The 261-nt window shown below is 60.5% G+C and carries 1 protein-coding gene; it reads right to left on the reverse strand.

What is annotated here, in order from left to right; genetic code table 11:
- The coding region (locus ACX9YW_RS23165) for an rRNA adenine N-6-methyltransferase family protein (protein ID WP_460351093.1) at positions 1-230 on the reverse strand (230 nt) is incomplete at its 3' end.
- Between the last annotated feature and the right edge of the window lie 31 nt (positions 231-261).

Consider the following 261-nt stretch of genomic DNA (forward strand, 5'->3'; position numbering starts at 1 on the left):
GCGAAACCGGCTTCGTCGAGAATTCCCTTGAGGTTGTTACGCAACATTTTGCGCCGCTGTGAGAAAGCCGCTGCGACAACGGCGGCAAATTTGTCTTCGTCGCGTGCTGTCAACTCGGCCGCCGGACGCGGAATCAGGCGAATGACCGCTGAATCGACCTTGGGCGCGGGTTCGAAGCACTCGGGCGGCACGTCCAGCAGCCAGTCCATGTAGAAGCGGTACTGCAGCATGACGGAAAGGCGCCCGAAATCCGATGTCCCG

The organism is Pseudoneobacillus rhizolycopersici (genome assembly GCF_054786815.1).